The 22,893-nt window shown below is 53.7% G+C and carries 28 protein-coding genes; 24 read left to right on the top strand and 4 right to left on the bottom strand.

Annotated elements, in window-relative coordinates; translation table 11 throughout:
• Positions 1-31 precede the first annotated feature (31 nt).
• The 7 genes from EJN92_RS19755 (at position 32) to EJN92_RS21650 (ending at position 7,786) form a co-directional block, all read left to right on the top strand.
• The gene (locus tag EJN92_RS19755; RefSeq protein ID WP_126129394.1) at positions 32-382 is read left to right on the top strand and encodes a hypothetical protein; all 351 of its coding nucleotides are present in this window, start codon (positions 32-34) and stop codon (positions 380-382) included.
• Between the two features lie 90 nt (positions 383-472).
• Positions 473-1,804 carry a TolC family protein gene (locus tag EJN92_RS19750; RefSeq protein ID WP_126129393.1) on the top strand — a complete coding sequence of 444 codons (1,332 nt, stop codon included), beginning with the start codon at positions 473-475 and terminating at the stop codon, positions 1,802-1,804.
• A gap of 47 nt (positions 1,805-1,851) precedes the next feature.
• On the top strand, positions 1,852-3,039 hold the full coding sequence (locus EJN92_RS19745) for an efflux RND transporter periplasmic adaptor subunit (RefSeq protein WP_227869615.1): 1,188 nt from the start codon (positions 1,852-1,854) through the stop codon (positions 3,037-3,039).
• A gap of 11 nt (positions 3,040-3,050) precedes the next feature.
• Positions 3,051-6,149: an efflux RND transporter permease subunit gene (locus tag EJN92_RS19740; protein WP_126129391.1), complete on the top strand. Its 3,099-nt coding sequence runs from the start codon at positions 3,051-3,053 to the stop codon at positions 6,147-6,149.
• A 49-nt stretch (positions 6,150-6,198) separates the two neighbouring features.
• Positions 6,199-6,528, top strand: a complete 330-nt coding sequence (locus EJN92_RS19735; RefSeq protein ID WP_126129390.1) for a P-II family nitrogen regulator — start codon at positions 6,199-6,201, stop codon at positions 6,526-6,528.
• Positions 6,529-6,639: 111 nt separating this feature from the next.
• Positions 6,640-7,233 (top strand): flagellar basal body rod protein FlgB, encoded by a 594-nt coding sequence (locus EJN92_RS19730; RefSeq protein ID WP_126129389.1) that lies wholly within the window; start codon positions 6,640-6,642, stop codon positions 7,231-7,233.
• Between the two features lie 208 nt (positions 7,234-7,441).
• On the top strand, positions 7,442-7,786 hold the full coding sequence (locus EJN92_RS21650; RefSeq protein WP_126129388.1) for a hypothetical protein: 345 nt from the start codon (positions 7,442-7,444) through the stop codon (positions 7,784-7,786).
• 231 nt (positions 7,787-8,017) lie between these two features.
• Here EJN92_RS21650 and EJN92_RS19720 read toward each other — a convergent pair whose 3' ends face one another.
• The 3 genes from EJN92_RS19720 to EJN92_RS19705 form a co-directional block, all read right to left on the bottom strand.
• Positions 8,018-8,548: an ankyrin repeat domain-containing protein gene (locus tag EJN92_RS19720; RefSeq protein WP_126129387.1), complete on the bottom strand. Its 531-nt coding sequence runs from the start codon at positions 8,546-8,548 to the stop codon at positions 8,018-8,020.
• 233 nt (positions 8,549-8,781) lie between these two features.
• Entirely contained in the window at positions 8,782-9,387 is a 606-nt protein-coding gene (locus EJN92_RS19715; RefSeq protein ID WP_126129386.1) for an HAD family hydrolase, read from the bottom strand.
• A gap of 606 nt (positions 9,388-9,993) precedes the next feature.
• On the bottom strand, positions 9,994-11,046 hold the full coding sequence (locus EJN92_RS19705; RefSeq protein ID WP_126129384.1) for a DNA-binding protein: 1,053 nt from the start codon (positions 11,044-11,046) through the stop codon (positions 9,994-9,996).
• Between the two features lie 183 nt (positions 11,047-11,229).
• Here EJN92_RS19705 and EJN92_RS19700 point away from each other — a divergent pair, with 183 nt between their 5' ends.
• From EJN92_RS19700 to EJN92_RS19670, 7 genes are all read left to right on the top strand, one after another.
• Positions 11,230-12,234, top strand: coding sequence for a site-specific integrase (locus EJN92_RS19700; protein WP_227869614.1), 1,005 nt, complete (start codon positions 11,230-11,232; stop codon positions 12,232-12,234).
• Between the two features lie 207 nt (positions 12,235-12,441).
• Positions 12,442-12,807 carry a hypothetical protein gene (locus EJN92_RS19695; RefSeq protein ID WP_126129383.1) on the top strand — a complete coding sequence of 122 codons (366 nt, stop codon included), beginning with the start codon at positions 12,442-12,444 and terminating at the stop codon, positions 12,805-12,807.
• Positions 12,804-13,715 carry an AAA family ATPase gene (locus tag EJN92_RS19690; RefSeq protein ID WP_126129382.1) on the top strand — a complete coding sequence of 304 codons (912 nt, stop codon included), beginning with the start codon at positions 12,804-12,806 and terminating at the stop codon, positions 13,713-13,715. Before EJN92_RS19695 ends, EJN92_RS19690 begins: the two co-directional genes overlap by 4 nt.
• Positions 13,715-14,185, top strand: a complete 471-nt coding sequence (locus EJN92_RS19685; protein ID WP_126129381.1) for a hypothetical protein — start codon at positions 13,715-13,717, stop codon at positions 14,183-14,185. Before EJN92_RS19690 ends, EJN92_RS19685 begins: the two co-directional genes overlap by 1 nt.
• Positions 14,182-14,682 carry an HORMA domain containing protein gene (locus EJN92_RS19680; protein WP_126129380.1) on the top strand — a complete coding sequence of 167 codons (501 nt, stop codon included), beginning with the start codon at positions 14,182-14,184 and terminating at the stop codon, positions 14,680-14,682. Before EJN92_RS19685 ends, EJN92_RS19680 begins: the two co-directional genes overlap by 4 nt.
• Positions 14,682-15,581 (top strand): CBASS oligonucleotide cyclase, encoded by a 900-nt coding sequence (locus EJN92_RS19675; protein WP_126129379.1) that lies wholly within the window; start codon positions 14,682-14,684, stop codon positions 15,579-15,581. The genes EJN92_RS19680 and EJN92_RS19675 overlap by 1 nt, the downstream gene beginning before the upstream one ends.
• Before the next feature lie 23 nt (positions 15,582-15,604).
• Complete coding sequence (locus tag EJN92_RS19670) at positions 15,605-15,853, top strand: DUF6602 domain-containing protein (protein ID WP_194074948.1); 249 nt, start codon at positions 15,605-15,607, stop codon at positions 15,851-15,853.
• On the opposite strand, the gene EJN92_RS19665 is transcribed toward EJN92_RS19670, so the two are convergent.
• On the bottom strand, positions 15,850-18,816 hold the full coding sequence (locus tag EJN92_RS19665; RefSeq protein ID WP_003100881.1) for a Tn3-like element ISPa38 family transposase: 2,967 nt from the start codon (positions 18,814-18,816) through the stop codon (positions 15,850-15,852). The two genes, EJN92_RS19670 and EJN92_RS19665, sit on opposite strands and share 4 nt — an antisense overlap.
• 158 nt (positions 18,817-18,974) lie before the next feature.
• Between EJN92_RS19665 and EJN92_RS19660 the strand changes: the two genes are divergently transcribed.
• The 10 genes from EJN92_RS19660 to EJN92_RS19625 all read left to right on the top strand — a co-directional run bounded on the left by EJN92_RS19660 (position 18,975) and on the right by EJN92_RS19625 (position 22,790).
• A complete protein-coding gene (locus EJN92_RS19660) occupies positions 18,975-19,265 on the top strand; it encodes a nucleotidyltransferase family protein (RefSeq protein ID WP_001247892.1) in 291 nt (96 codons plus the stop codon).
• Positions 19,262-19,648, top strand: coding sequence for a HepT-like ribonuclease domain-containing protein (locus EJN92_RS19655; RefSeq protein ID WP_003100872.1), 387 nt, complete (start codon positions 19,262-19,264; stop codon positions 19,646-19,648). The genes EJN92_RS19660 and EJN92_RS19655 overlap by 4 nt, the downstream gene beginning before the upstream one ends.
• A gap of 15 nt (positions 19,649-19,663) precedes the next feature.
• Positions 19,664-19,825, top strand: coding sequence for a hypothetical protein (locus tag EJN92_RS21645; RefSeq protein WP_170174923.1), 162 nt, complete (start codon positions 19,664-19,666; stop codon positions 19,823-19,825).
• Positions 19,826-19,884: 59 nt separating this feature from the next.
• The gene (locus tag EJN92_RS19650) at positions 19,885-20,241 is read left to right on the top strand and encodes a cupin domain-containing protein (RefSeq protein ID WP_003465043.1); all 357 of its coding nucleotides are present in this window, start codon (positions 19,885-19,887) and stop codon (positions 20,239-20,241) included.
• Between the two features lie 93 nt (positions 20,242-20,334).
• On the top strand, positions 20,335-20,472 hold the full coding sequence (locus EJN92_RS21480; protein WP_157984399.1) for a hypothetical protein: 138 nt from the start codon (positions 20,335-20,337) through the stop codon (positions 20,470-20,472).
• A gap of 23 nt (positions 20,473-20,495) precedes the next feature.
• Positions 20,496-20,822, top strand: a complete 327-nt coding sequence (locus EJN92_RS19645; RefSeq protein ID WP_003100858.1) for a hypothetical protein — start codon at positions 20,496-20,498, stop codon at positions 20,820-20,822.
• The gene (locus EJN92_RS19640; RefSeq protein WP_003100856.1) at positions 20,819-21,319 is read left to right on the top strand and encodes a hypothetical protein; all 501 of its coding nucleotides are present in this window, start codon (positions 20,819-20,821) and stop codon (positions 21,317-21,319) included. Before EJN92_RS19645 ends, EJN92_RS19640 begins: the two co-directional genes overlap by 4 nt.
• Positions 21,316-21,687, top strand: coding sequence for a hypothetical protein (locus tag EJN92_RS19635; protein WP_003100853.1), 372 nt, complete (start codon positions 21,316-21,318; stop codon positions 21,685-21,687). Before EJN92_RS19640 ends, EJN92_RS19635 begins: the two co-directional genes overlap by 4 nt.
• Complete coding sequence (locus EJN92_RS19630; protein ID WP_003100847.1) at positions 21,681-22,238, top strand: recombinase family protein; 558 nt, start codon at positions 21,681-21,683, stop codon at positions 22,236-22,238. The genes EJN92_RS19635 and EJN92_RS19630 overlap by 7 nt, the downstream gene beginning before the upstream one ends.
• A 39-nt stretch (positions 22,239-22,277) precedes the next feature.
• The gene (locus EJN92_RS19625; RefSeq protein ID WP_456119783.1) at positions 22,278-22,790 is read left to right on the top strand and encodes a DUF6602 domain-containing protein; all 513 of its coding nucleotides are present in this window, start codon (positions 22,278-22,280) and stop codon (positions 22,788-22,790) included.
• The last annotated feature ends 103 nt before the right edge of the window (positions 22,791-22,893 follow it).

The raw sequence follows: 22,893 nt of genomic DNA, 5'->3' as shown, positions 1-22,893 counted from the left end.
TAAAATCGTTTTCAGGCATATAATTCGCGTCATGCTCAAAAAATTCGTTCTCATGCTGATTCTTGCATTCACCTTCCAGTTAGGCTGGGCGGTGGCGAGTACCTATTGCATGCATGAAACGGGCAAAGCCTCGCAACATTTTGGGCATCATGATCATCAACACGAGGCTACGCCTGAACCACAGCAATCGAGTAAGAGTAAGATTGGTGCAAATGATATTGATTGCGACTTTTGTCACCATTCTTATGCGAACGTCGTGACTGTTCAATTCTTGGATTACCTATTTCCAACTGTCTCAGATAATACAGAAATCCCACAGCTTACCTACCAGTCCTACATTCCCGACAGTCTGACTAAACCGAACTGGCTCCGCATCAGCTAAGCCTGGCGGGACTGTCTTCTCATATTGAGCGCAGCAAGCGCTGTCGCGACCTCTCGCCAAATATCCCCATGTTTTTCTTTGGAGAATTTGATGCGTCTTTTGATCTTGCCGCTCAGTATTGCGGCACTGCTGGTCACCCCTGCCATTTCTCTGGCAAGTGACAGCACAGCTAATACAACCGTAGTTTCCATCCCAATGAGCGCTGTCGCTGATACAAGCTCGGCGGTACCACTCACACTAGAGCAAGCCTGGCAGCTCGCTGAACATGGTAATGCCAGGTTGCGCCAAGTCCAGGCGCAACTTAGCACCGTACAAGGCGAACTGAGCGATGCCCGCTCGCTACTCTGGAACAATCCCAAGTTAACGGGAGAAAGAGTAAGACGTGAGGTGCCACAGACTGGCATGTCCGCAGAAAATAGGCGGGAATGGTCGACCGGTATTGAGCAAACCTTTGAACTCGCCGGGCAGCAAAGCTATCGCCGCAAAGCGACTGAGCAACAACTGCAGGCGCTCGATGCGTTAATCGAAGATACCCGTCGTGAGATCCGTGCCGAAGTTGAGCAACGTTTTGTCCAGGTGCTCTCGCTGCAAGAACGCATCTTGACCGAACGTCAGTCACTTAAAATCATCGAAGACACTGCCAGCTCGGTTAAAAAGCGCGTTGCCGCAGGTGAAGATAGCCGACTCGATGGTAACCTCGCCAGCGTGGAAGCCGTGCGAGCCAGCAACCAAATTGGCGTCCTGGAAGAGCAGTTAATCCAGGCGCGCACCGAACTGGTGCAGACCTTACAACTACCTGGCAATGGGCTACTTAGGGTCGTCGGCACGCTCAGCGCCCCAACACCGACCTATACGCTAGAAACATTATTATCGAGTGCGACAAACCGCCCCTTACTGCGTGCGCTTGATTACCGTGAACAGGCTGCAAAAAGTCGTCTCGCTCTGGAACGTGCAACACGTTACCCTGATCTAACGGTAGGTGTGACGACCGGCAGAGAGGGGGCGACCAGTGCCCGCGAACGACTGACCAGTTTAACAGTGTCGTTACCACTTCCCTTATTTCGCAATAATGCAGGAGGGATCGGACGTGCCGCAACAGAACTGAGTCAGGCGCAAATCGAGCGTGAAACTTCTGCGCGCAATACAGCCAGCAGTGTGACCTCACTCTGGCAAAAACTCCAAAGCCTGACGCTGCGGGTCAATGCATTGCAACAAAGCGTACTTCCCGCGCTGGAAGAAAATCAACGTTTATCGGTCAAGTCTTTGCAGTCCGGCGAAATCGGCTTATTTCAATTGCTGGTGGTAAATCGCCAGGTGCTTGATGGCAGACGCGACTTGATTGATGCGCAAACCGAGTGGCGACTGACTCGTCTCTCTTTGCATCTGACTGCAGGTTGGAATGAAGCCTCGACGTCCCGATGAGTGCGTCTCTTTACCTTTTTAAAAACAATTCTAACGAAATGACATCTATGATCCCCAACAAATCGCGCAGTGGTTGCGTATTGCTCCTGTCCCCACTTTTATCTCTGTTATTGCTCGCAGGCTGCGGAAAAGACGACGCAGCCAAAAAGGCTGAACCAGCCAAAGAAAAACCTGTGGCCTCTGCTTCCGCCCATACCAAAGAACCTGGGCTACAGCTGTCTAAAGAAGAAATAGCGGCTGCAGGCATCACCATCGCCCCGTTGCAAGAACAGGAACTCCATGAACAGATCAGTGTAACGGCGACGATTCAGGCTAATCAAGATAAATTGGCCCGGGTCGCCCCCCGCGTTGCCGGCAGAGTGACGCAAGTCATGGCCAATCTGGGCGACAAGGTCAAGCAAGGCCAAGCGCTTGCTTTGGTCGATAGCGTTGAAGTGGGCGAAGCCCAATCGTCCTACGTGCAGGCGGTCTCCGAACATGCATTGGCAAAATCCGGCATGGAACGCGCTGAAAAACTGTATGCCGACCAAATCATTCCGCAGAAAGACTATTTGCGCGTGCGCGCCGATTTTGAGAAAGCCAAAGCGGTGTTGCGTGCAGCTGGCGAGAAACGGCAGATACTTGGCATCGCTGGCAGACAGGATTCAGCTGGCACCTCTGTCTTCGCGGTCTCGGCACCATTTGCCGGTACGGTCATAGAAAAGAAAGCGGTATTAGGTGAACTGGCGCAATCCGAGAAGGAAATGTTCAGTATCGCGGATTTATCCAACGTCTGGATCGAGACCAACTTGTACGAAAAAGATGTAGGCAAAGTCAAGATCGGCGCTGAGGCACAGATTACCACTGCCGCCTACGCAAGCGAGATCTTTAAAGGCAAGGTCACTTATATCAGCAGCTCCATGGATAAAGAGTCACGCACAGTCAAAGCACGCGTAGAGGTACCCAATACTGATGGCAGGCTCAAGCTGGAAATGTTTGCCACTGCGGCGATTGCCACGTTGGGAACCAGCAAGGCATTGCTCTTGCCTGAGCAAGCGGTGGTGCTGGTGCAGGGACAGCCTACGGCGTTTATCCAGGATGCAGACGGCTTTGAGGCACGCGCAGTCGAGCTAGGTGATAAATTGCAAGGCCAGGTCATTCTCAAGTCTGGCATAGCACCCGGTGAAAAGGTGGTGACCAGTGGTGCTTACGCCTTGAAAGCCAAGATGTTGAAATCGCAGATCAGCGCGGATTAAGGGACATCGCCATGTTAAATAAAATAGTGGATTTATCCCTCCGATACAAAGTTCTGGTGTTGGTGATTTTTTTATTGGTCATCTTGCTGGGCGCTAAAGCCTGGATGGAGTTGCCCGTCGATGCCTTTCCTGATGTCACACCGATACAGGTGAACATTTATACAGAATCGCCAGGCCTTGCCGCCGAGGATGTGGAAAAACTCTTGACCGCACCGATTGAAACTTCGATGGCCGGTCTTGCCGGCGTGGAAGCGATACGGTCGGTATCCTTATTCGGCTTGTCCTACGTCAGCGTCAACTTTAAGGATAATGTCGACATCTATTTCGCCAGAAGATTGGTCGGTGAAAAACTCCTGGAAGCCAAGGAACGTATTCCCGCTGGCTATGGTGAACCTGCGGTCGGGCCGAATAGTTCAGGTTTAGGGCAAGTCTTTTGGTACACCATAGAATCCGCTGATAAGAAAATGTCGACCATGGACCTGCGTACTTTACAGGACTGGAACGTGCGTCTTAAGCTGCGCACCGCGCCCGGTGTGGACGATGTCACTTCTTGGGGCGGCGATGAAAAACAATATCAGGTACTGATCAATCCCAACCAGTTGATCAAGTATGGCCTGAGCCTGAAAACGGTGATGGAAACCTTGACCGCAAACAACCGGCAAGTCGGCGGCCAATACCTGAACATAGGTCAGGAACAATATCTGGTGCGCGGTCTTGGCCTGGTGGCCAATGCCAAAGATATCGGTAACGTCGTGCTGGCTACACGTGAAGGCACACCGGTCTATGTGCGTGACGTGGCCGAAGTCAAGGAAGCCCCCTCGCTGCGTTTTGGTGCTGTCACCAAGGATGGTAAAGAGGTCGTACTCGGCATGGCATTGCAACGTATTGGCGAAAACGCCAAGGGTGTGGTGGAAGCTGTTAAACAAAAGATCAAGGTGGCTCAACAGGCGCTACCTAAGGGCATCACGATCAACCCGGTCTATGACCGCACCGACCTGGTCGACAAAGCGGTCAAGACAGCCGAAAGCGCGCTAGTGGAAGGTTCGGTGCTGGTGGCGATCATCCTGTTCTTGTTCCTGGGGGAGATCCGTTCCGCGATTGTCGTGATCGTGGCCTTGCCGCTGGCGATGCTGATCAGCTTCATGCTGATGCAGCAATGGGGCTTATCAGCGAACCTGATGTCTCTGGCCGGGCTGGCGGTGGGCATTGGTATGATGGTGGACGGTGCTGTGGTGATGGTGGAGAACGGCTTTAGGTTGTTGTCTCATCAGGCGGGCAAAAAGGTCAATAAGACACACGTCATCCTGGAGGCTGCGCGAGAAGTCATGAACCCGGTCGCCTTTGCGATCCTGATCATTATCGTGGTGTTTCTGCCCTTGTTTTCATTAACAGGCCTGGAAGGCAAAATGTTCAAGCCGATGGCGCTGACCATCACCTTCGCAATGATAGGCTCCCTGTTGCTGACCATGACCTTGGTGCCGGTCTTGTCCGCCTTGATCCTTAAGCCCAAGGAAGAGAAAGATACCTTTGTCGTTCGCTGGGCGAAGAAACTGTATTTGCCCTTGCTGGACTGGGCGTTGGATAGCAAGAAAAAGGTCATCACAGGTGCCATCGTGACGTTGATCGCTGCGCTGGCCTTGATCCCTTTCCTAGGTAAGGAATTCATGCCGACCTTGCAGGAAGGTGGAATTTTGTTCCGGGTCACCAGCATCCCATCAACATCGCTGGAAGAGTCGATCCGAATTTCTCAGCAATTGGAAAACGCGCTGAAACAATTCCCGCAATCGACGTCCTCCATTGCGATGATAGGTCGTGCCGAAAAAGGTGAAACGGCGGACGTTAACTACATGGAGTTACTAGTCAACCTGAAGCCGCAAGGCGAGTGGCCGAAAAAAATCTCGGTTCCAGACCTCGCAAAGGAAATGCAGCAGAAGCTAGAAACTGTTGTGCCAACAGCGGTGATTGCCGCCACCCAGCCTATTCAGAGTCGCATCGAAGAGTTGATTTCCGGCGTGCGTGCCACTCTGGCTTTAAAATTGTATGGCGAAGACCTCAACACGCTAGACCGTCTGTCAGAGCAAATGAAGGGGGTGCTCGACAAAGTGCCGGGTGTGGCAGACCTATCTCTGGAGGCGAACAAGGGGAAGCCTCAATTGGTGATCAAGGTCAACCGCGACGCGGCAGCACGTTACGGTATCAATGCAGATGAAATTCTGGAAGTCGTACAAACTGGAATCGGCGGCAAAGCGGTATCGACACTGATCGATGGCACCAAGCGTTTCGATATTCAGGCCTGGCTAGCACCGGAGTTCCGCAATAATGTGCAATCCATCGGCAATATTCCGATCCGCTCGCAAAGTGGCGCGCTAGTCCCACTCAGTAATGTGGCAAGCATCGAGCTTGATGAGGGATATTCCTTCATACGGCGCGAGGAATTGCAGCGTTATGCGGTGATCCAGATGGACGTACAAGGCCGTGATATCGATAGCTTCGTCAAGGAAGCTGAAGCAAAAATACGCCAACAGGTGAAACTGCCTGAAGGCTATGTCATCGAATGGGGCGGCGCTTTTGAAAACCAGCAGCGTGCCATGAACAAGCTGCTCGTGATCGTACCGCTCACTATCGGTTTGATTTTTATTCTGTTATACACCGCCTTCAATTCACTCACTTATGCCACGCTAATTATCGCCAACGTGCCGTTTGCAACGATAGGCGGTGTCGTCGGCCTCTTTATCACAGGGCAGTATCTGTCGGTGCCGTCAGCGATTGGTTTCATTGCCGTGTTCGGGGTGGCGATGCTGAATGGCATTGTGCTGGTTACGTTTCTCAATGAACAACGTGAGCGCGGTATGTCGGTGCGTGAGGCGGTACGGCAAGGCGCAGCGTTACGCTTGCGTCCGGTATTGATGACGGCGTCAATTGCGATCTTTGGACTGGTACCTATGTTGCTGTCCAGTGGTGTCGGTGCGGAAACGCAAAGACCGCTCGCTACAGTCGTAGTCGGTGGCTTGTTCACCTCGACCGCATTGACCTTGTTGCTGTTGCCCCTGTTGTATGAATGGGTAGAAGAGCGTAAAGAGCGCAAGGCTAAAGCAAAGCTTGCTGACTAATCTATGCGCCGCTCGTAGTGGGCGGCGCATTTCTTTTAAGGAGAATCACATGAAACAAATTAAGGCATTCATCCATCCGCACCGTATCAATTCGGTTACCGAGGCGCTGCGCGATTCAGGTTTTTGCGATATCAGCAATGGAACCAGTTGCTACAACCTGACCGTTTCCACAGTACAGCGCCTTTTTACTAGCGCTGATCCGGCACAGCAGCGCTATTCACTGGATCTGGCGGAACCCGTTGTTGCAGAAACAAAATTGGAGTTGATCTGCGAGGATGATCTGGCTGATCAAATAGTGGCCATTATTGCGCTAGCGGGTAAGCCTGGTCCCGGCTGGGTATTTACTACCGATATTCAGTCAGCGGTCAAAATCGAATAACTGAGGAGATATTTTCTTACGACGCTGGGAAGTTCGCTACAGACTACGTATTGATAGTAGAAAATTCTTCAGCGTCAGAAACTAGATGTTCTTAATTTGACAGAGTCTGCAATGAATCCTATAGAAAAATCTTCGCCACTCGTTTCAACTGCTATCAATTCTGATTCCAATGACAAATTGAGATCGGTTACGCCTGCAGGAAAAGCTTTCGCGGAAGCATTAGCAAAAGTTAATGGGCAGTCCTCAACTAGTACGAATACACCACCGCTTAAGCTTAAGGATAACTTTAATGAACATCCGTTATTAATCGCGTCTCAGTTCAATGCGCGAAATCCCGAGTCTCTGTCGCATGTCAATCCACCCGTTGCTAAGAATGAGGAAGAAGATAGCGTACACGAGCGTGCTTTAACACTTAGGGCATTTCGTCAGGAAGTACTGGCATCCAATATTGCCAATGCCGATACGCCAGGCTACAAAGCGGTTGATTTTGACATTAACGAAGCAATGCGAATGGGGAAAGATCCTCGATCCGTAGAATTAAAATATGTGATGCCAGCACAAGGCAATATTGATGGGAATACGGTCGATATGGATGTCGAACGAGTTAAGTTTATGGAAAACCAAATAATGTACAACTTTGCAGTGGATCGCGTACGTGGGCATTATAAGGATATGGAAGACTTATTGAAAAATACGCCATATTGAAAACTAGCCGCTCTATTAAAGTGTTGGTTTAGTAAAAAACTATTCTGTTAAAATCCCTTCACAACCTAGTGAGGGGATTTTTTTGGGCTCAAATTATGAAAAGCCACCGCGGATACCTCTGGCATATCGAGATATCCAATTCAATTTTTGCAAAAATCCCCACTGTATTAATTACAGTCTCAGTTTTGTGCTATGAATAAGGAAAATAATGAAGAAAATATCTACATGTTTGTTGTTGCTTTCAGTACTGTCGTCTGGTTCTATTTGCGCTCAAGAAAAAAATTTATGCAAGATACTTTGTGTATCAGAGAAAAAAGAATGTCGTAAAACAGCGGACGCAAAATTACAAACAGATACGCATCCTTTTATTACAGAATCAAACTCAAACTCGCGAAACCAATCTGGACAAGATATGCAGGCTCGCATCAATTCGCGGCAAACACAAAAAAATGATTCGAAGAATTTGAGAATCGAAAAGTATAATGCATGTGACTCTAGCTACATGCAGTGCGTAAAGCTCTGTGCACAAGAAAATAAAAAGGACGCGAAATAGTATTTTCATTAATTGGCGCGTTTTCAAGTAAGTCAGCATGCCTTCGGGGGATTTCAACTGACATTCACAGCATAATGATCTACTTGATTTTGCAAAGTGTGGGATTATCTAAAATTTGGACAAAAAAATTCCCTCACAAGGTTGCGAGGGAATTTTAGAAGGTTTGGTTTTTACTGCCACCACACTTTAATAGAACGGCTAGTATTGAAAATTGGGCGCAATATTAACCTACTAGTGCAGTTTGAATGCACTCCCATTGAGTTGGCGCCGACCTGATGCACATGCGTGGAGCAGAGAAGTCAATTGATGTTGCTGTGTTAAGGTCGATATTGCCAATGCATTGAGTCCAGATGCGTCATACATAGTAGGGTCTGCGCCGACAGCAAGGAGCATGTCCACCGCTGCAAGATGCCCTTTATAGACGGCCCAGAATAAAGGCGTTTCTCCTTTTTGGTTGCCCTTATGAGGGTCTGCACCGCTCTCCAGCGCGATCCTCAACGCCACATCTCTTCCGTTGTAGGCAGCCCACATCAAAGGGGTCCATCCCAGGATATCTGACGTATTGATATCGGCACCATTTGCCAGCAGAATTGCGACGACACGATATTTCTGCTGATAGATGGCATGAGAAAGTGCCGTAATTCCTTGCGAATCCGAGTTCTCAATGGCGAACCCCTTCCGTATCAACTTCAACATCCGATCCGCGTCGTCAGTGCGAACGGCGGCTAACATGTCGAACCATTTTTTGTGAAGACCGGTCATGTCAAAAGCCTCGATCAATTTTGGAAATTATTGCCTGATGCCAAACTTATCGACCATTTCGGGAAAAACTTGATGCAAACCGACTGATGCATGTCAGTTCGGCTGTAGTCGAGTGAGTCAAAATTAAGCGCTGGGCTATTCACTTGGCTGAATGGCAGCGTAGCGTCTATTATTCCTTGACGTTTATCAAACAATATCTTTCAGTCATTTTGAGGCAAGCGGGCAGCATCACCTTACAAAGGGGCCCGAGCCAGCCACCAAGTCGCAAATCCCGCCAAATCTTCGTGCATGGAGTGTGCCAATTTTTGTTCAGTCCCTACGTTTGGGCTGCCGTTGGGTTCACGAAGAACAAGTGCAGCGTGGATCTCACTTGGTATGCCACGCAAATACGGCAAAAAATCATCGACGAATGCAATCGGTCGCAACGCTTTTAAGGCGGCTGCTTTCGGGCTCATGCCACTATTGGCGCTATCAGTAGCAACAACACATTCAATTGGAAAGCCGCAGTCGCGTAGGTTTTGTAGGCGTGCTGATTTATGCTTTTCTTCGACAGCACTCACGCAAACTAGATCAAAGCCTGCATCACGCAGCCTGATGCACGCATCGACCGCACCAGAAATCGCAGGAATTGTGGACCAAAATTCTTGATCGAAGCATGTCCGGAATTGATCTAACTTTTCACCGGCTAATCTTTGTACTTCCCAGCGATCAATCGGCCAATAAGCCAAAGGGTCGCGTATTGCTGGCAGAACACCAAATGCGCGATGCCAGGCAAGTCTATAAGACTGGTGATAATCGAGGAGAACACCATCTGCGTCCAGAGCGATAATTGGTTTCATCAATTGAGTTTCAAGTTATTAATAAGTTGATTTCAATTTTTTTCAGGAGATTTCGCGCGCGAAACTGTATTCAGACAACCTAGAGGCTTTATGTGCGGCCCTTCGGTTGCCCGAATAACTAGAGATAACTTATTGCTCCGTATGTAATCGCCGATGTATCCGCCAAAAAGAAACACTTGGTATGACTATCCATTGCCCCAGTGGCGCTAAACCGATGCCAAAAAATGTAGGCATCGCTGACGTATAAGCCCAATTATGGGTTACGGTAGTATTGTGCCATTCGCTAAAGACAGTATAACCAACGCCAAGCAAGATGGTACTGATGGCCACTTCTCTAAACCGACCATACGGCCAAGTTTCGGTTCCCGCGAAAATCAATGACAACACCAGGCTAAGAGTACCTATCATTGCGTCCCCTGCAGTGCAATGCAAGACCATATAAACTATTTCTTGATAATTTTCATGCGTCCAGATTGTATAAAGGGGAAGTTGCAAAAACTCCCATAAGATATTGAACAGAATTAGAAAAAACACGTAACTTCTTAAGGATCGCAACCATACTGATGATGCTCTGGTAAACATGTATAGTCCTATCCTTTATGGTGATTAATTTTTGGAGGATATATTCGTATCCTTCCGTTTAGTGGCTTGTGCTTGCAGTTCCGCCCGTTCCTGGATCAGGATAATTCTTTCTTGATCAAGCTTTTCCAATTTGGAATCGGACTGAGCAAGTCGCTCCAACAGCTGTGCATTCTGCGCTTCTTGCGCTGCCATCGTCATACGCGACTCGGTCAAACTCCGTTGCGACACATCTAATTTACTCATGAGAGTTTGATTCGACAACAAAAGATCTTTTTGTTGATGGCTTAATTGGTCTTTTTCCGATCGCATGTAGCCGAGTTCGTCTAGATTTGCGAGAGACGACTCCAGGAGGCGCACATTCTCTACACTCAGGTGTGAAATTTGTGCCTCCTGGTGCGCAATCGTCGTTTGCTGTCCCAATAATCGCTGTTGAGCACCTGTCAGTTCTTGTTCTAAGCGCGCAATGCGCTGTTCGTAGGCCTGTTTTTCTTCGACTCTTTGTGTGGCCGTCGCCTCCTGATAATGATCAAATTGAGCGCGGGTGAGGGTCAGCTGCTGATTAAGCGTGGCCACTTCGGCCGCTCTGTCCATTAAACGCAGCTGCAGCCCCGAGGTGTCGCTCTCTCTTGCAACTAGGGTCATATTCAGTGACTGCTGTTCTTTTTGCAGCTTGGTAAGTGTTTGTTGACTTGCTTTCAGCTCGGCCGCGATTGCAGCCTTCTCTTGGCTCAGTAGGGCGTTTTCATCATGCAATTGCTGTTCATGGCAACGCACCGTTTGCAGCTCTGTTTGATGGTGTTGCTGCGCCTGTATTATTTTTTTTCCAGTTTCGATTTGTAGGTGCTCATACAGGCTTTTTACTGCCACCAAAAGCGATGTCGGAATACCGGAATCGGAGGCTGTCATCGTCTCTTGGTGCTCAGCTTTCCAGCGTTTTAGCATAGGTGCAATCGTGCTTTTACTACCGGTATTGCCCATCGCATCCCGGACAGTATCGACCGTAGGCGATTTGCCGCTATCAGCCAATTGGGATGCAGCTTTAGCGACATCAGAATAAAGTATGCCAGCACGTGCCATAGTCTGCCTCAAATAAAGTAATGTAAAACGTATTACGTAATATAACGTTAAATAACGATATTGTAAATTTTATTAAATTAAATATTTTAGTTTCGATAAACTAAATTATCGCGTGTCATGATAAGCGCAGAAATGCTATGCTGCGTAATCTTCGATACAAACAACCAATTTGAGCGTTAAATCATGATTGACGACATTCCACCTCAAAATGGTGACAGTTCAGCAAGTCTCCTTACGCCGGTACTGGTGGGTAATGCTAGTACACTCACCAACGTCGATCTCATGGCGCAACACCAGGCTTTTTTAACTGCGGCCACCTCGGACAATACCCGTCGCACGTATCGCTCAGCTATCCAACACTATTTGACCTGGGGAGGCGTATTGCCTGGTGATGAGCCCATGACGATCCGGTATCTACTGGCCTTCGCAAATACGTTAAATCCCAGGACACTGGCGTTACGATTGACCGCGCTCTCGCAATGGCATGTTCATCAAGGCTTCGCCGATCCTACTGCCAGTTCAACCGTACGTAAGACTTTGATCGGCATTGAACGCGTACATGGAAAACCAAAAAAGAAAGCGAAGGCGCTACCTGTAGAGGATCTGGAACGGATTGTGGACAATCTACTAAACCTCAATACTCTTCTGGCTAAGCGTGACAACGCCTTGCTACAGCTGGGTTATTTTGGTGGATATCGCCGGAGTGAAATTGTGGCCCTGCACGTGGAGCATGTCGCGTGGGAGACAGAGGGCATCGTTATTACGCTTCCACGCTCAAAGACAGATCAGCGAGGTGAAGGAATTACTAAGGCCATCCCTTATGGTGAGGAGGTGTGTTGTCCAGTCACGGCATTGCGTACCTGGCTCGAAGCCGCCAAGATCGACTCCGGGTCACTCTTCAGAACCGTCACTAAATGGAATGAAGTGGGCAGCGTTGCGCTCCATCCAAGCAGCATCAACACTATTCTATCCAGTTGCGCCAAGAAAGCCGGTTTGGGTTATATGCCAGAGTTAAGCAGTCATAGTCTGCGCCGAGGCATGGCCACCAGCGCCTATCGTGCCGGCGCTGATTTTAAAGACATTAAACGGCAAGGTGGCTGGCGTCATGATGGGACAGTTCAAGGCTATATCGAAGAGGCTGGGCAGTTTGAAGAGAATGCAGCAGGAATGCTATTGCGACGTAAATAATTTTAATTTTACAAGTTTATTGGAGCGGCAACACTCAATCAATAACTTATTATTCGCCCTTTTTATAATTTAGGTGTATATTTATACAGTGCCATATTTAGCATTAAATAGGTAATATTCACTATATATAGTTGGTCGATACTAAATATAGTGTCTCAAACGATATTATTGCGGCCAATACATCGAATTGCCATGATGGGAGTCATCGTGAATCAAAATAGTCCGAATAAGCTTGCGGGGTTGCTAAATGCATCAATGAATCACGCTGCGGCACCGAATCTTTCAAGTATCTTTACTCAAGAGATGCTTGATCTGGCGATGGCTCCACCGCCAAGAAATACCTTGCTTGATGCATGGACTGACCTTACAGCTTCACAGTCCGAGCCGGAGAAATGGCGCTACGTCATTAATCGCTTTAAACATTTTCAAGATAATCTTGCATTAACGGCCAGCCAGTTCAAAGATGGCGAGACCAAGTTCAAAGGTGTGTTCTGGTGTTTGAACGCCGTATACAGGGGAAAATGGGCAAGTCATCCGTGCGTAGTACTTTTTTACGAAAGCGCGAATTTATGACTCAATTTACCATAGTGAAAGATGCGGATTTACCAAAAGGTATTCATTCCGATATAGCTCTGCCCAACGCCGATCTTGGTCATCTGTGGGACTCCATTATCCTTGCTTCTGAAATTAAGGAGCGGCTTGTATCGCAGGCCATACTTAATTTCACGATCCGCCCGAAGGTGTCGCGCAGTGTCCTGCCCCTTCATGGTGTCCTTCTGTTGGTTGGGCCGCCCGGCACCGGAAAAACGTCGCTGGCCAAAGGCCTTGCAAACCGTATTGCTGAGCTTCTTAAGGGCCAGAAAATGCGCTTGCTGCAGGTCGACCCGCATGCTCTGACCAGTTCTGCAATGGGCAAGACACAACGGGCAGTGTCCGAACTCTTCTCGCAGACAATCGCCGAAGCAGCCGCTCTGGGTCCAACTATCGTTCTGCTGGACGAGGTGGAAACGCTTGCAGCCGACCGTGCGAAACTGAGCATGGATGCCAATCCAGTTGATGTACATCGTGCAACTGATGCTGTATTGGTGCAGCTAGATACGCTCGCCGAGCGTTTTCCTAATCTCCTGTTCGTGGCGACCAGCAACTTCCCGCAAGCGGTGGACGCCGCATTCACCTCACGCTGTGATCTGGTCCTGCAGATCCCTCTCCCTGACGCAGATGCCTGCCGCAAGATTTTGGCGGATTGCCTGTCCGGCCTGGCTGGGACATTCCCTAACATTGGCAAGCTTTCGTCTATGCCGGAGTTCGGCGCCTGCGCCACCGCATGTGAAGGACTCGATGGCCGCACCATCCGCAAAGTGGTGGTGAGTGCCCTGGCGCAGCGCAAAGAAACAGCGCTCAATCCGAACCTCGTCAGCACCGATGACATCGTCGCAGCGGCAACTCAGGCCAAGATGAACCGCAAAAGCGGAGGTCTGTAATGACGACCGTTATCCGCAGGACGTTCCAGAGTAGCCCTTTTCGCAACACCCATGACACCTGGATGGCGATTGTGGAATTGCTGACTGGCGGCAAGTCCACCGAGGCCAGAAAAGCCTTGGTCGCAGTCGCTGGCGTGGCCGCCAGCTGTATCGCCGACCAATGCCCCCGGTCGGCGCCAATCATCGTCACTTGCGACGGTCCCCGGACGCGCATTTACTGTTTATATGACGATGATGCGCTGGAGGGATCCGACGCACAGGAAAGTGCGCTTGGCTTTGATGCCCTCAATGGCGACTGGGGCATATCCATTCCGTGCAACAAGGACGAACTGTCATGGGTGGTCAGTGCCCTGGCCGAGCACTCGGCCAGAATCACGGCGCGCGATATGGAGAGCGGCTTGACGACTAACGAAATACCTGCGGCAAGCGGCGCCAGCCTGGTTCTTGACGTGGAAGGGTTTATGAAATGAGCGCCGTTTCCGTCTATACCTACACCCACTCAGTGACCTATGTCGCCGATAACATCCTGAAAAGCTTCCGCGACATCATCCGACTTAGCGGACTAAATCCCAAAGAACTGACCGATTCCTGGCAGAGCAAACTGCTGGCGTTGAGCACATGGATCGCATCGCAGGATCTCGAAAAGGTCATTCTGGAAATCTACCACCCTGTCACCGGGGCATTGGTTGTGCGCTGGGATCTTGATATCGTCTATAACTGGTCCACCGATGAAGGCACTTTTTACACCGACACGGACCAGTTGCGCTACGCCATCCAAAAGGCAGGCGTGGTGCCGTCGGAAGCCAAATACGATGTCTTGCTCAAAACGAAGCCGGGCCGCCCGGATGTTCAAGGCTGGGGACCTGTGGAATTTCGCTCCACGACCGGCATGGTCAAGCAAAGCCTTGGATCGACCGTCGAACACAATGGCCTAGGTGCCCAAGCCGCGTACTGGAGAAAAGCATAATGCTGACCGTCAATGATGCCTTCCGCAAGTTCAAATCGCGGCTTGAACTTACCGACCGTGAGCAAACCAATGCCAGCCAGCGGCACAAGGAGGTGCGCGAATACGTCGCGACCAAGTTTGCCGTTGAACGCGATTTTCTGACCGGTTCCTATGCCCGTCATACCAAGACCAAGCCGCTGAAGGACATTGACATCTTCTTCATCCTGGCGGCCTCGGAAAAGCACTACCGCGACAAGGCCCCCTCGGTGATTGTCAGCGACGTCTATGATGCGCTGGTCGAAAAATACGGGGCATCTGCCATGCGCAAGCAGGGGCGGTCGGTGAACATCGACTTTGGCGTCAAGCCGGACCTCGATGATAATACGGACCACCGGATCTTGAGCATCGACGTCGTGCCGGCGTTCGCTGCCGGCGACGACTTTGAAATTCCCTGCACGGATACCGGGAAGTGGATCAAGACCAATCCCAAGATCCATGCGGAGAAAGCGGTCAACGCGCACGACGCCTATTCGAAGGAATGGAAAGGTCTGGTGCGCATGGTCAAGTACTGGAACAACAACCCTAAGCACGGTGAGAAGCCTGTAAAGCCGTCGTTCCTTCTCGAAGTCATGGCGCTGGAATGTCTCCATGGTGGCTGGGGCGGGCAATTCGACCGTGAAGTTCAGGCATTGTTCGCCACCTTGGCTGACCGTGTTGTCGATACCTGGCCCGATCCGGCTGGCCTTGGGCCTGCTATCAGTGACGGCATGGACAGCGCACGGAAGCAGCGCGCGCAAACACTTCTCAAGGAAGCCGGTCGCCAGGCAACCGTTGCCATTGACTATGTCCGTAAGGGGCAAAACGGCGATGCGCTCAAGGCGCGGCGCGAACTGTTCGGCCCGCGTTTCCCTCTGTCGTAATCACAAAAATGACTGGAAATACAATGAGTAAATGGTCTTTATCCGGGCTGCTCGCCAGCCTACACCAAGATATTGAATTACAGCTTTCGATCGCACGAAAAGCATTTGCGCATCCAGGAACGAAAGGCGATGCTACCGAAGGTGTTTGGCTGAAACTGCTACAACAATATTTGCCGCAGCGTTACCAAGCGACATCGGCACATGTTGTCGATAGCACCGGTGCTTTTAGCGATCAGGGGTCGTCTCAGAAAACGGAAAATAAAGCACGCTAAGCCGGTTGCAGCGGCCGTAGCGGCCTGAACTTGCCCGCGCCGATCTTGGCGCTGCTGCGCCAGAGGTAATCGCCGGTCAGGTTGATGTGCTCCCAGCCGAGCGGCGACAGGTACTGCAACAGGCCGTCATCGACGGCTTGACCGTGGCCACGCAAGGCGTTCGCGGCCCGCTCCAGATAGACCGTGTTCCATAGCACGATGGCCGCCGTCACCAGGTTGAGGCCGCTGGCCCGGTAGCGCTGCTGCTCGAAGCTGCGGTCGCGGATTTCCCCCAGGCGGTTGAAGAACACGGCGCGGGCCAGCGCGTTGCGCGCCTCGCCTTTGTTCAGCCCGGCATGCACGCGGCGGCGCAGCTCGACGCTTTGCAGCCAGTCCAGGATGAACAGTGTGCGCTCGATGCGTCCCAGCTCACGCAGGGCGACGGCCAGGCCGTTCTGGCGCGGGTAGCTGCCAAGCTTCCTGAGCATCAGCGAGGCCGTCGCCGTGCCCTGCTTGATCGAGGTGGCCATCCGCAGGATTTCATCCCAATGGGCGCGGACGTGCTTGATGTTGAGCGTGCCGCCGATCATCGGTTTCAACGCCTCGTAGGTGGCATCGCCCTTCGGGATGTAGAGCTTGGTGTCGCCCAGGTCACGAATGCGCGGGGCGAAGCGGAAGCCCAGCAGGTGCATCAACGCGAAGACGTGGTCCGTGAACCCTGCCGTGTCGGTGTAGTGCTCCTCGATCCGCAGGTCGGATTCGTGATACAGCAGGCCGTCGAGCACGTAGGTCGAGTCGCGCACGCCGACGTTCACGACCTTGGTGTGGAACGGCGCGTACTGGTCGGAGATATGGGTGTAGAACGTCCGCCCTGGGCTGCTGCCGTATTTCGGATTGATGTGGCCGGTGCTCTCGGCCTTGCTGCCGGTGCGGAAGTTCTGGCCGTCCGACGATGACGTGGTGCCGTCGCCCCAATGCTCGGCGAAGGGATGTCGGAACTGCGCGTTGACCAGCTCGGCCAGTGCCGCCCCGTAGGTTTCGTCGCGGATGTGCCAGGCTTGCAGCCAGGCCAGCTTGGCGTAGGTCGTGCCGGGGCACGATTCCGCCATCTTGGTCAGGCCCAGGTTGATCGCGTCGGCGAGGATCGTGGTCAGCAACAGGTTTTTGTCCTTGGCCAGGTCGCCTGACTTCAGGTGGGCGAAGTGCCGGGTGAAGCCCGTCCATTCGTCTACCTCCAGCAGCAATTCGGTGATCTTGACGTGCGGTAGGATCATCGCCGTCTGGTCGATCAGGGCCTGTGCGGTATCGGGCACCGCCGCATCGAGCGGCGTGATCTTCAGGCCCGACTCCGTGATGATGGCGTCCGGCAGCTCGTTGGCCAGCGCCATGCGGTTGACGGTGGCGAGCTGCGTTTCCAGCAGCGTCAGCCGGTCATGCAGGTACTGGTCGCAATCGGTGGCCACGGCCAGCGGCAATTCGCTGGCCTGCTTGAGGCTGGCGAATTTCGCGGGCGGCACCAGGTAGTCCTCGAAGTCCTTGAACTGGCGCGAGCCTTGCACCCAGATGTCGCCGGAGCGCAGCGCGTTCTTCAGCTCCGACAGCGCGCACAGTTCGTAGTAGCGCCGGTCGATGCCGGTGTCGGTCATCACCAGCTTCTGCCAGCGCGGCTTGATGAACTCGGTCGGCGCGTCGGTGGGCACCTTGCGGGCGTTGTCGCTGTTCATGCTGCGCAGCACCTCGATGGCGTCGAGTACGTCCTTGGCGGCGGGCGCGGCCCGCAACTTGAGCACGTCGAGAAATTCCGGCGCGTAGCGGCGCAGCGTGGCGTAGCTCTCGCCGATGCGGTGCAGGAAATCGAAGTCCTCGGGTTGCGCGAGCCGCTGCGCTTCGGTGACGCTCTCGGCGAAAGCATCCCAGGACATGACGGCCTCGATGGCGGCGAACGGATCGCGGCCCGCTTGCTTGGCCTCGATCAGCGCCTGGCCGATGCGCCCGAACAGCCGCACCTTGGCATTGATCGCCTTGCCGGATGCCTGGAACTGCTGCTGATGCTTGTTCTTGGCGGCATTGAACAGCTTGCCCAGGATGCGGTCATGCAGGTCGATGATTTCGTCGGTGACGGTGGCCATGCCCTCGATGGCGAGCGCCACCAGGGTCGCGTAACGCCGCTGCGGCTCGAACTTCGCCAGGTCGGCGGGCGTCATCTGGCCGCCCTCGCGGGCGATCTTGAGCAGCCGGTTCTGGTGAACCAGCCGCTCGATGCCGGAGGGCAGGTCGAGCGCCTGCCACGCCTTGAGGCGTTCGATGTGTTCCAGCATGTGCCGCGAGTTTGGTTTGACCGGGGATTGCCGCAGCCAGGCCAGCCACGTCGTCTTGCCGTTGTCGCGGCGCTTGAGCAGATCGTCGAGGCGACGGCGATGCACGTCCGTCAGCGGCTCAGCCAAGGCGTCGTAGAGACGCCGGTTGGCGCGGGTAATCGCTTCGGCGCTCGCCCGCTCGACGGCGTTGAGGGCGGGCACAATGACCGACTGCCGCCGCAGGTGCTCGATCAAGGCTCTGGCCAGCACGATGCCCTTGTCGGTTTGCATGGCCAGCTCGGTCAGCAACTGGACAGCCTGCCGGTAGTGGCCAATCGTGAACGGCTGGAAGCCGAACACCGTTTGCAGCTCGACCAGGTGCTCGCGTCGGGTCTGCTCACGCTGCCCGTACTCGTCCCAGCTTTCGATGCCGACCTTGAGCTGGTTGGCGACCAGTCTCAGCAATGGCGGGAACGGTGGCTCATCAGCGCCAAGGATGACGCCGGGAAAGCGCAGGTAGCAGAGCTGCACCGCGAAGCCCAGCCGATTGGCCGGGCCGCGCCGCTGCCGGATGATGGAGAGGTCGCTTTCGCTGAACGTGTAGTGACGGATCAACTCATCCTTGGTGTCCGGCAACGCCAGCAGGCTTTCGCGCTCGGCGGCGGAGAGGATCGAACGGCGGGGCATGCGGTTTCCTTCTTCTTGAAAACGTAGGTTTGTGACAAGCCCGCCAAGGCAACCGGCGCGGCACGGGAATCAAGGCATTGCGATTCTCGAAAATAGTTCTTGAAATTCTATTCTTGATTGCATATCATCTCAACGAGTTTCGATAAGAAAGGATGCGCATGCGACCGTCTGTTGTGCTTGACATGAAGCGAAGCGCAGTGCGTGAAGCGGTAGGCCGCTTTCGCGCCGCGAACCCGCGCGTCTTCGGCTCGGTGCTGCATGGCACCGACCGGGATGGCAGCGACCTCGACCTGTTGGTCGATGCGCTGCCCGGTGCCACGTTGTTGGACTTGGGCGATTTGGAAGAAGAACTGAAATCGCTGCTCGGCGTTGACGTCGATCTGCTGACTCCCGGCGACCTGCCGCCGAAGTTCCGGGCCAAGGTGCTCGCGGAGGCGCAACCGATATGAGCGAGAACCGCCTGCCCGATTACCTCGACCACATTCAGCAGGCCGCAACCGATGCGCGCAGCTTCGTGGAAGGGATGGCCAAGGACGACTTCTTGGCCGACAAGCGCACCCAGCAGGCCGTCATCATGAGCCTGATCGTCATCGGCGAGGCGGCCACAAAGGTGATGGATGGCTACGTCGAGTTCACCCAGGCGCATGCCGACGTGCCGTGGCGCAGCATGCGCAATATGCGTAATCGCATGGCTCACGGCTATTTCGACATCAACCTCGATGTGGTGTGGGAGACGGTACAGGAATGGCTGCCGGCGTTGCTCCAGCAATTGCCCGCCGTGCGTCAGGATGCCGACGATGAAGACCGTAACGACAAAGGCATGGAGCCATGACCAATCAAGCCGCCGATGTTCGGCCCCTCTGGCGTGTTCGATCCCGCGACCTATGAGCCGCGCTCGGGCAAGACCTTCTGGATGGCCGCAACGGACGTGAGTTCGCTGGTGGGCAAGGAGGCAGCAGCCGACACGCTCATCGGCAACTGCACGACCGCACGACCAGCCTCCCGTTAAAATTCGAGTTAGAACTCATATCCAGCCTGTCTGGGTGCACTGTGAAAGAGGGATCTCCGATGACTGTTGAATCGAGAATATTTTCTGTAGCCGAGTATGTTCAGCCGTCCGAAGGCGAGCCTATTCGTTCCGTTGTGCTTGAAACCCGAGACTCAATTATCGTGGTTTGGCATGTCCATCCCGGGCAGGAAATTGCGGCTCACATTCATCCTCACGGCCAAGACACGTGGACTGTTTTGTCGGGAATGGCTGATTACTTTCAGGGCAATGGGATTGTTCGTGCCCTCAGGGAAGGTGAGATAGCCGTGGCAAGACCGGGCCAAGTGCACGGGGCGCGAAATACAGGTACCGAGCCATTTGTGTTCGTCTCGGTTGTGGCATCAGCCAATGCCGGTTTCGTATTGGCTGAGCGATAGAGCCCAATCTCTGGAGTTGGTCCAATGAGCGGTCGGGGAGATAGGTAACAGACATGCAGCGGACACGGCTGCTAAACCAGGTCGCAAACCTCCTTGCGTCGCAGCGTGCCGCAAGCGACGCGATCAATCGAATGGGGTCGGCATGAGACTGAACACCATCCAGTTCCCGACCGCGTAGCCGCCTGTCCTGCCGATCAGGTCTTGACCATCGACGCCTGGGATCAGTCCTGAATGTTCTTGGAGACCACTACGTTATGAGCCGCAGCCGCCGCAAAACACCCATCGTCGGGCACACGACCTGCGGCAGCGAGCGCGAGGACAAGAAGCTCTGGCATCAGCGCTGGCGCACCCGTGAGCGCACGGCGCTGACCAGCGCGTCGCCCGAAGCCCTGAGCGCCCATCTGCCCCTGCTGGAAAACCAGGCCAGCAGCGTCTGGTCGATGGGCAAGGATGGCCGCTCCTACTGGCCCGTCAAGCGCCAGGCCGCCACGGCGGATCGCATCGCCAATCACAAGGGACGCAACCCGCAAGAACGCGCCTCCCTGAAAAAGCGCCTGCTGCGCAAGTGGATGAGCAAATGAAGCTCTCCTTCCATCAGCACATTGCGCTGTTCTGGATGATCGGTGCTCCGGGCGTCTTCGCGCCCGTGATCGAGAACGCCAAGCGGCCCGATGCCGGCGCCGTCATGGCGTGGGGTGTCGCGATCGTGGCGGTGATGATCCTCTTCACCCCTTTGCTGCTGCGCTGTCCACCATTCCGGCGCTGGTATGGCCGGACGGATGCGCTGTCGGAGCGGCAGCGCCAGGCGCTTGCCGAGCGCGGCCTGCGCCGCTACTACCAGACCGCTTTCGATGACGGCTACGTGCCCCGCGTGATGCCCTACGTGTGGCGCATCATCTGGACGGTCGGCGGGTTGATGGCTGTGACCGCCGTACTGCCTACCAACACCGGACGGCCAGCCTTCGATGCCTTGGTGGTCTTCTCGACCTGGTATCCGATAGGCGTGATGCTGCTGGTTTTCGCGTCGAGGCCCCTTGGCCGGTTGATTCGCCAAAGAGCACAGGAGCGGCGGAAATGAGCACGTCAACCATCGAGGCGCTGGCCAGCGCCTGGGCAAGGATTGCCGAGGAAGCGGAATTCCCCGCTGACTACGAGGGGACTGCCACACCACAAGCGCATCGGGCTAGCGAAGCTATTCAGGAGCAGATTCGGGAGCGCATCGTCGCCACCAACGACATGCGGCTGTTCAGCCTGCTGCACCTGCTGGGTCAGGCGTCGCTGCGCATGGAGCAAGCGCTGTGGCCGGAGGATTACGAGCGGATGACGCGCGAGGTTGAGGAAGCCCTGCGGCAAGCCACCGACGCCAACGCCAGATCGTACACCCACGAAGAAGTGATGCAGGCGATGCAGGAACGCATCGACCGGGCGCGAGACAAGCCATGTTGATTGGCTATGCGCGCGTCTCGACGCAGGATCAGAACCTGGAGCTGCAACGCGAAGCCTTGAGCAAGGCCGGATGTAAAAAGGTCTTCGAGGACAAGGTGAGTGGCACGCGGGCAGACCGGCCTGGCTTGGCCAAGACGCTCGAAATGCTGCGCGAAGGCGATACTTTGGTCGTCTGGAAGCTCGACCGGCTGGGCCGGTCGGTCAAGCAACTGGTCGATCTGGTCGGCGATCTGCACAAGCACGGTGTCCAGTTCAGGAGCCTCACCGACTCCATCGACACCGGCACACCATCCGGGCGGTTCTTCTTCCACGTCATGGCGAGCCTTGCCGAAATGGAGCGCGAGCTGACCGTCGAGCGCACCCGCGCCGGGCTGGAAGTCGCCAAGCAGCTCGGCCGCAAAGGCGGCCGCAAGCCGAAGATGACCGACAGCAAGATCGAGTCGGCCAAGAAGCTGCTGGCCAGCGGGGTGCCGCCCAAGGACGTGGCCAAGAACCTCGGCGTGTCCATTCCGACGCTGTACCGCTGGGTGCCAGCCTCCACGCACGCTTAGCGTGCTTTATTTTCCGTTTTCTGAGACGACCCCGATCAGATCGACGTTGTAGTGTTCGACCGCCAGTATTCGCCTTTCATATTTCGGCATGGTGATCAATTCATTATTCCTGCGGAAAGCGTCTACGCGGTGTTTGAAGCCAAACAATCAATCAACGCTACATTAGTAGCGTATGCGCAGGAAAAAGTTGCTAGCGTACGCAAATTACACCGAACCAGCCTGCCAATTCCCCATGCTGGTGGAACTTATCCGCCGAAGGCGCTGACGCCGATTATTGGCGGTATATTGACTCTTGGCAGCAACTGGAACCCACCGCTTGGCGATGCAATGCGCGCGGTTCTCTTGAGCGGCGATGCCGGCGGCAAGCTCGATCTGGGCTGTGTCGCATCGCATGGAGTGTTTGACTATGATGAGGCGACCGCCGCGTATAACATTCACGAATCAGGCAAACCAGCCACCGCTTTTCTTTTCGAATTAATCGCCCGACTCCAGGCTACCGCGACAGTCCCGATGATTGATATCCATGCCTATGGAGCATGGCTGGACGTCTGAGCAGAGGTAAGTGGTTAGAAATACCTGCAGCATGACGACCCGGAACGAGTGTTTTGATTCATAACTCATTGATTTAAAAGACATCCAAAATAATCTGGGCTTT

It is taken from the genome of Undibacterium parvum (assembly GCF_003955735.1).
Taxonomy (GTDB): domain Bacteria; phylum Pseudomonadota; class Gammaproteobacteria; order Burkholderiales; family Burkholderiaceae_D; genus Undibacterium; species Undibacterium parvum.
Note: the sequence above shows the minus strand (reverse complement) of the source record. Positions and strands in the feature narration are given on the sequence as shown.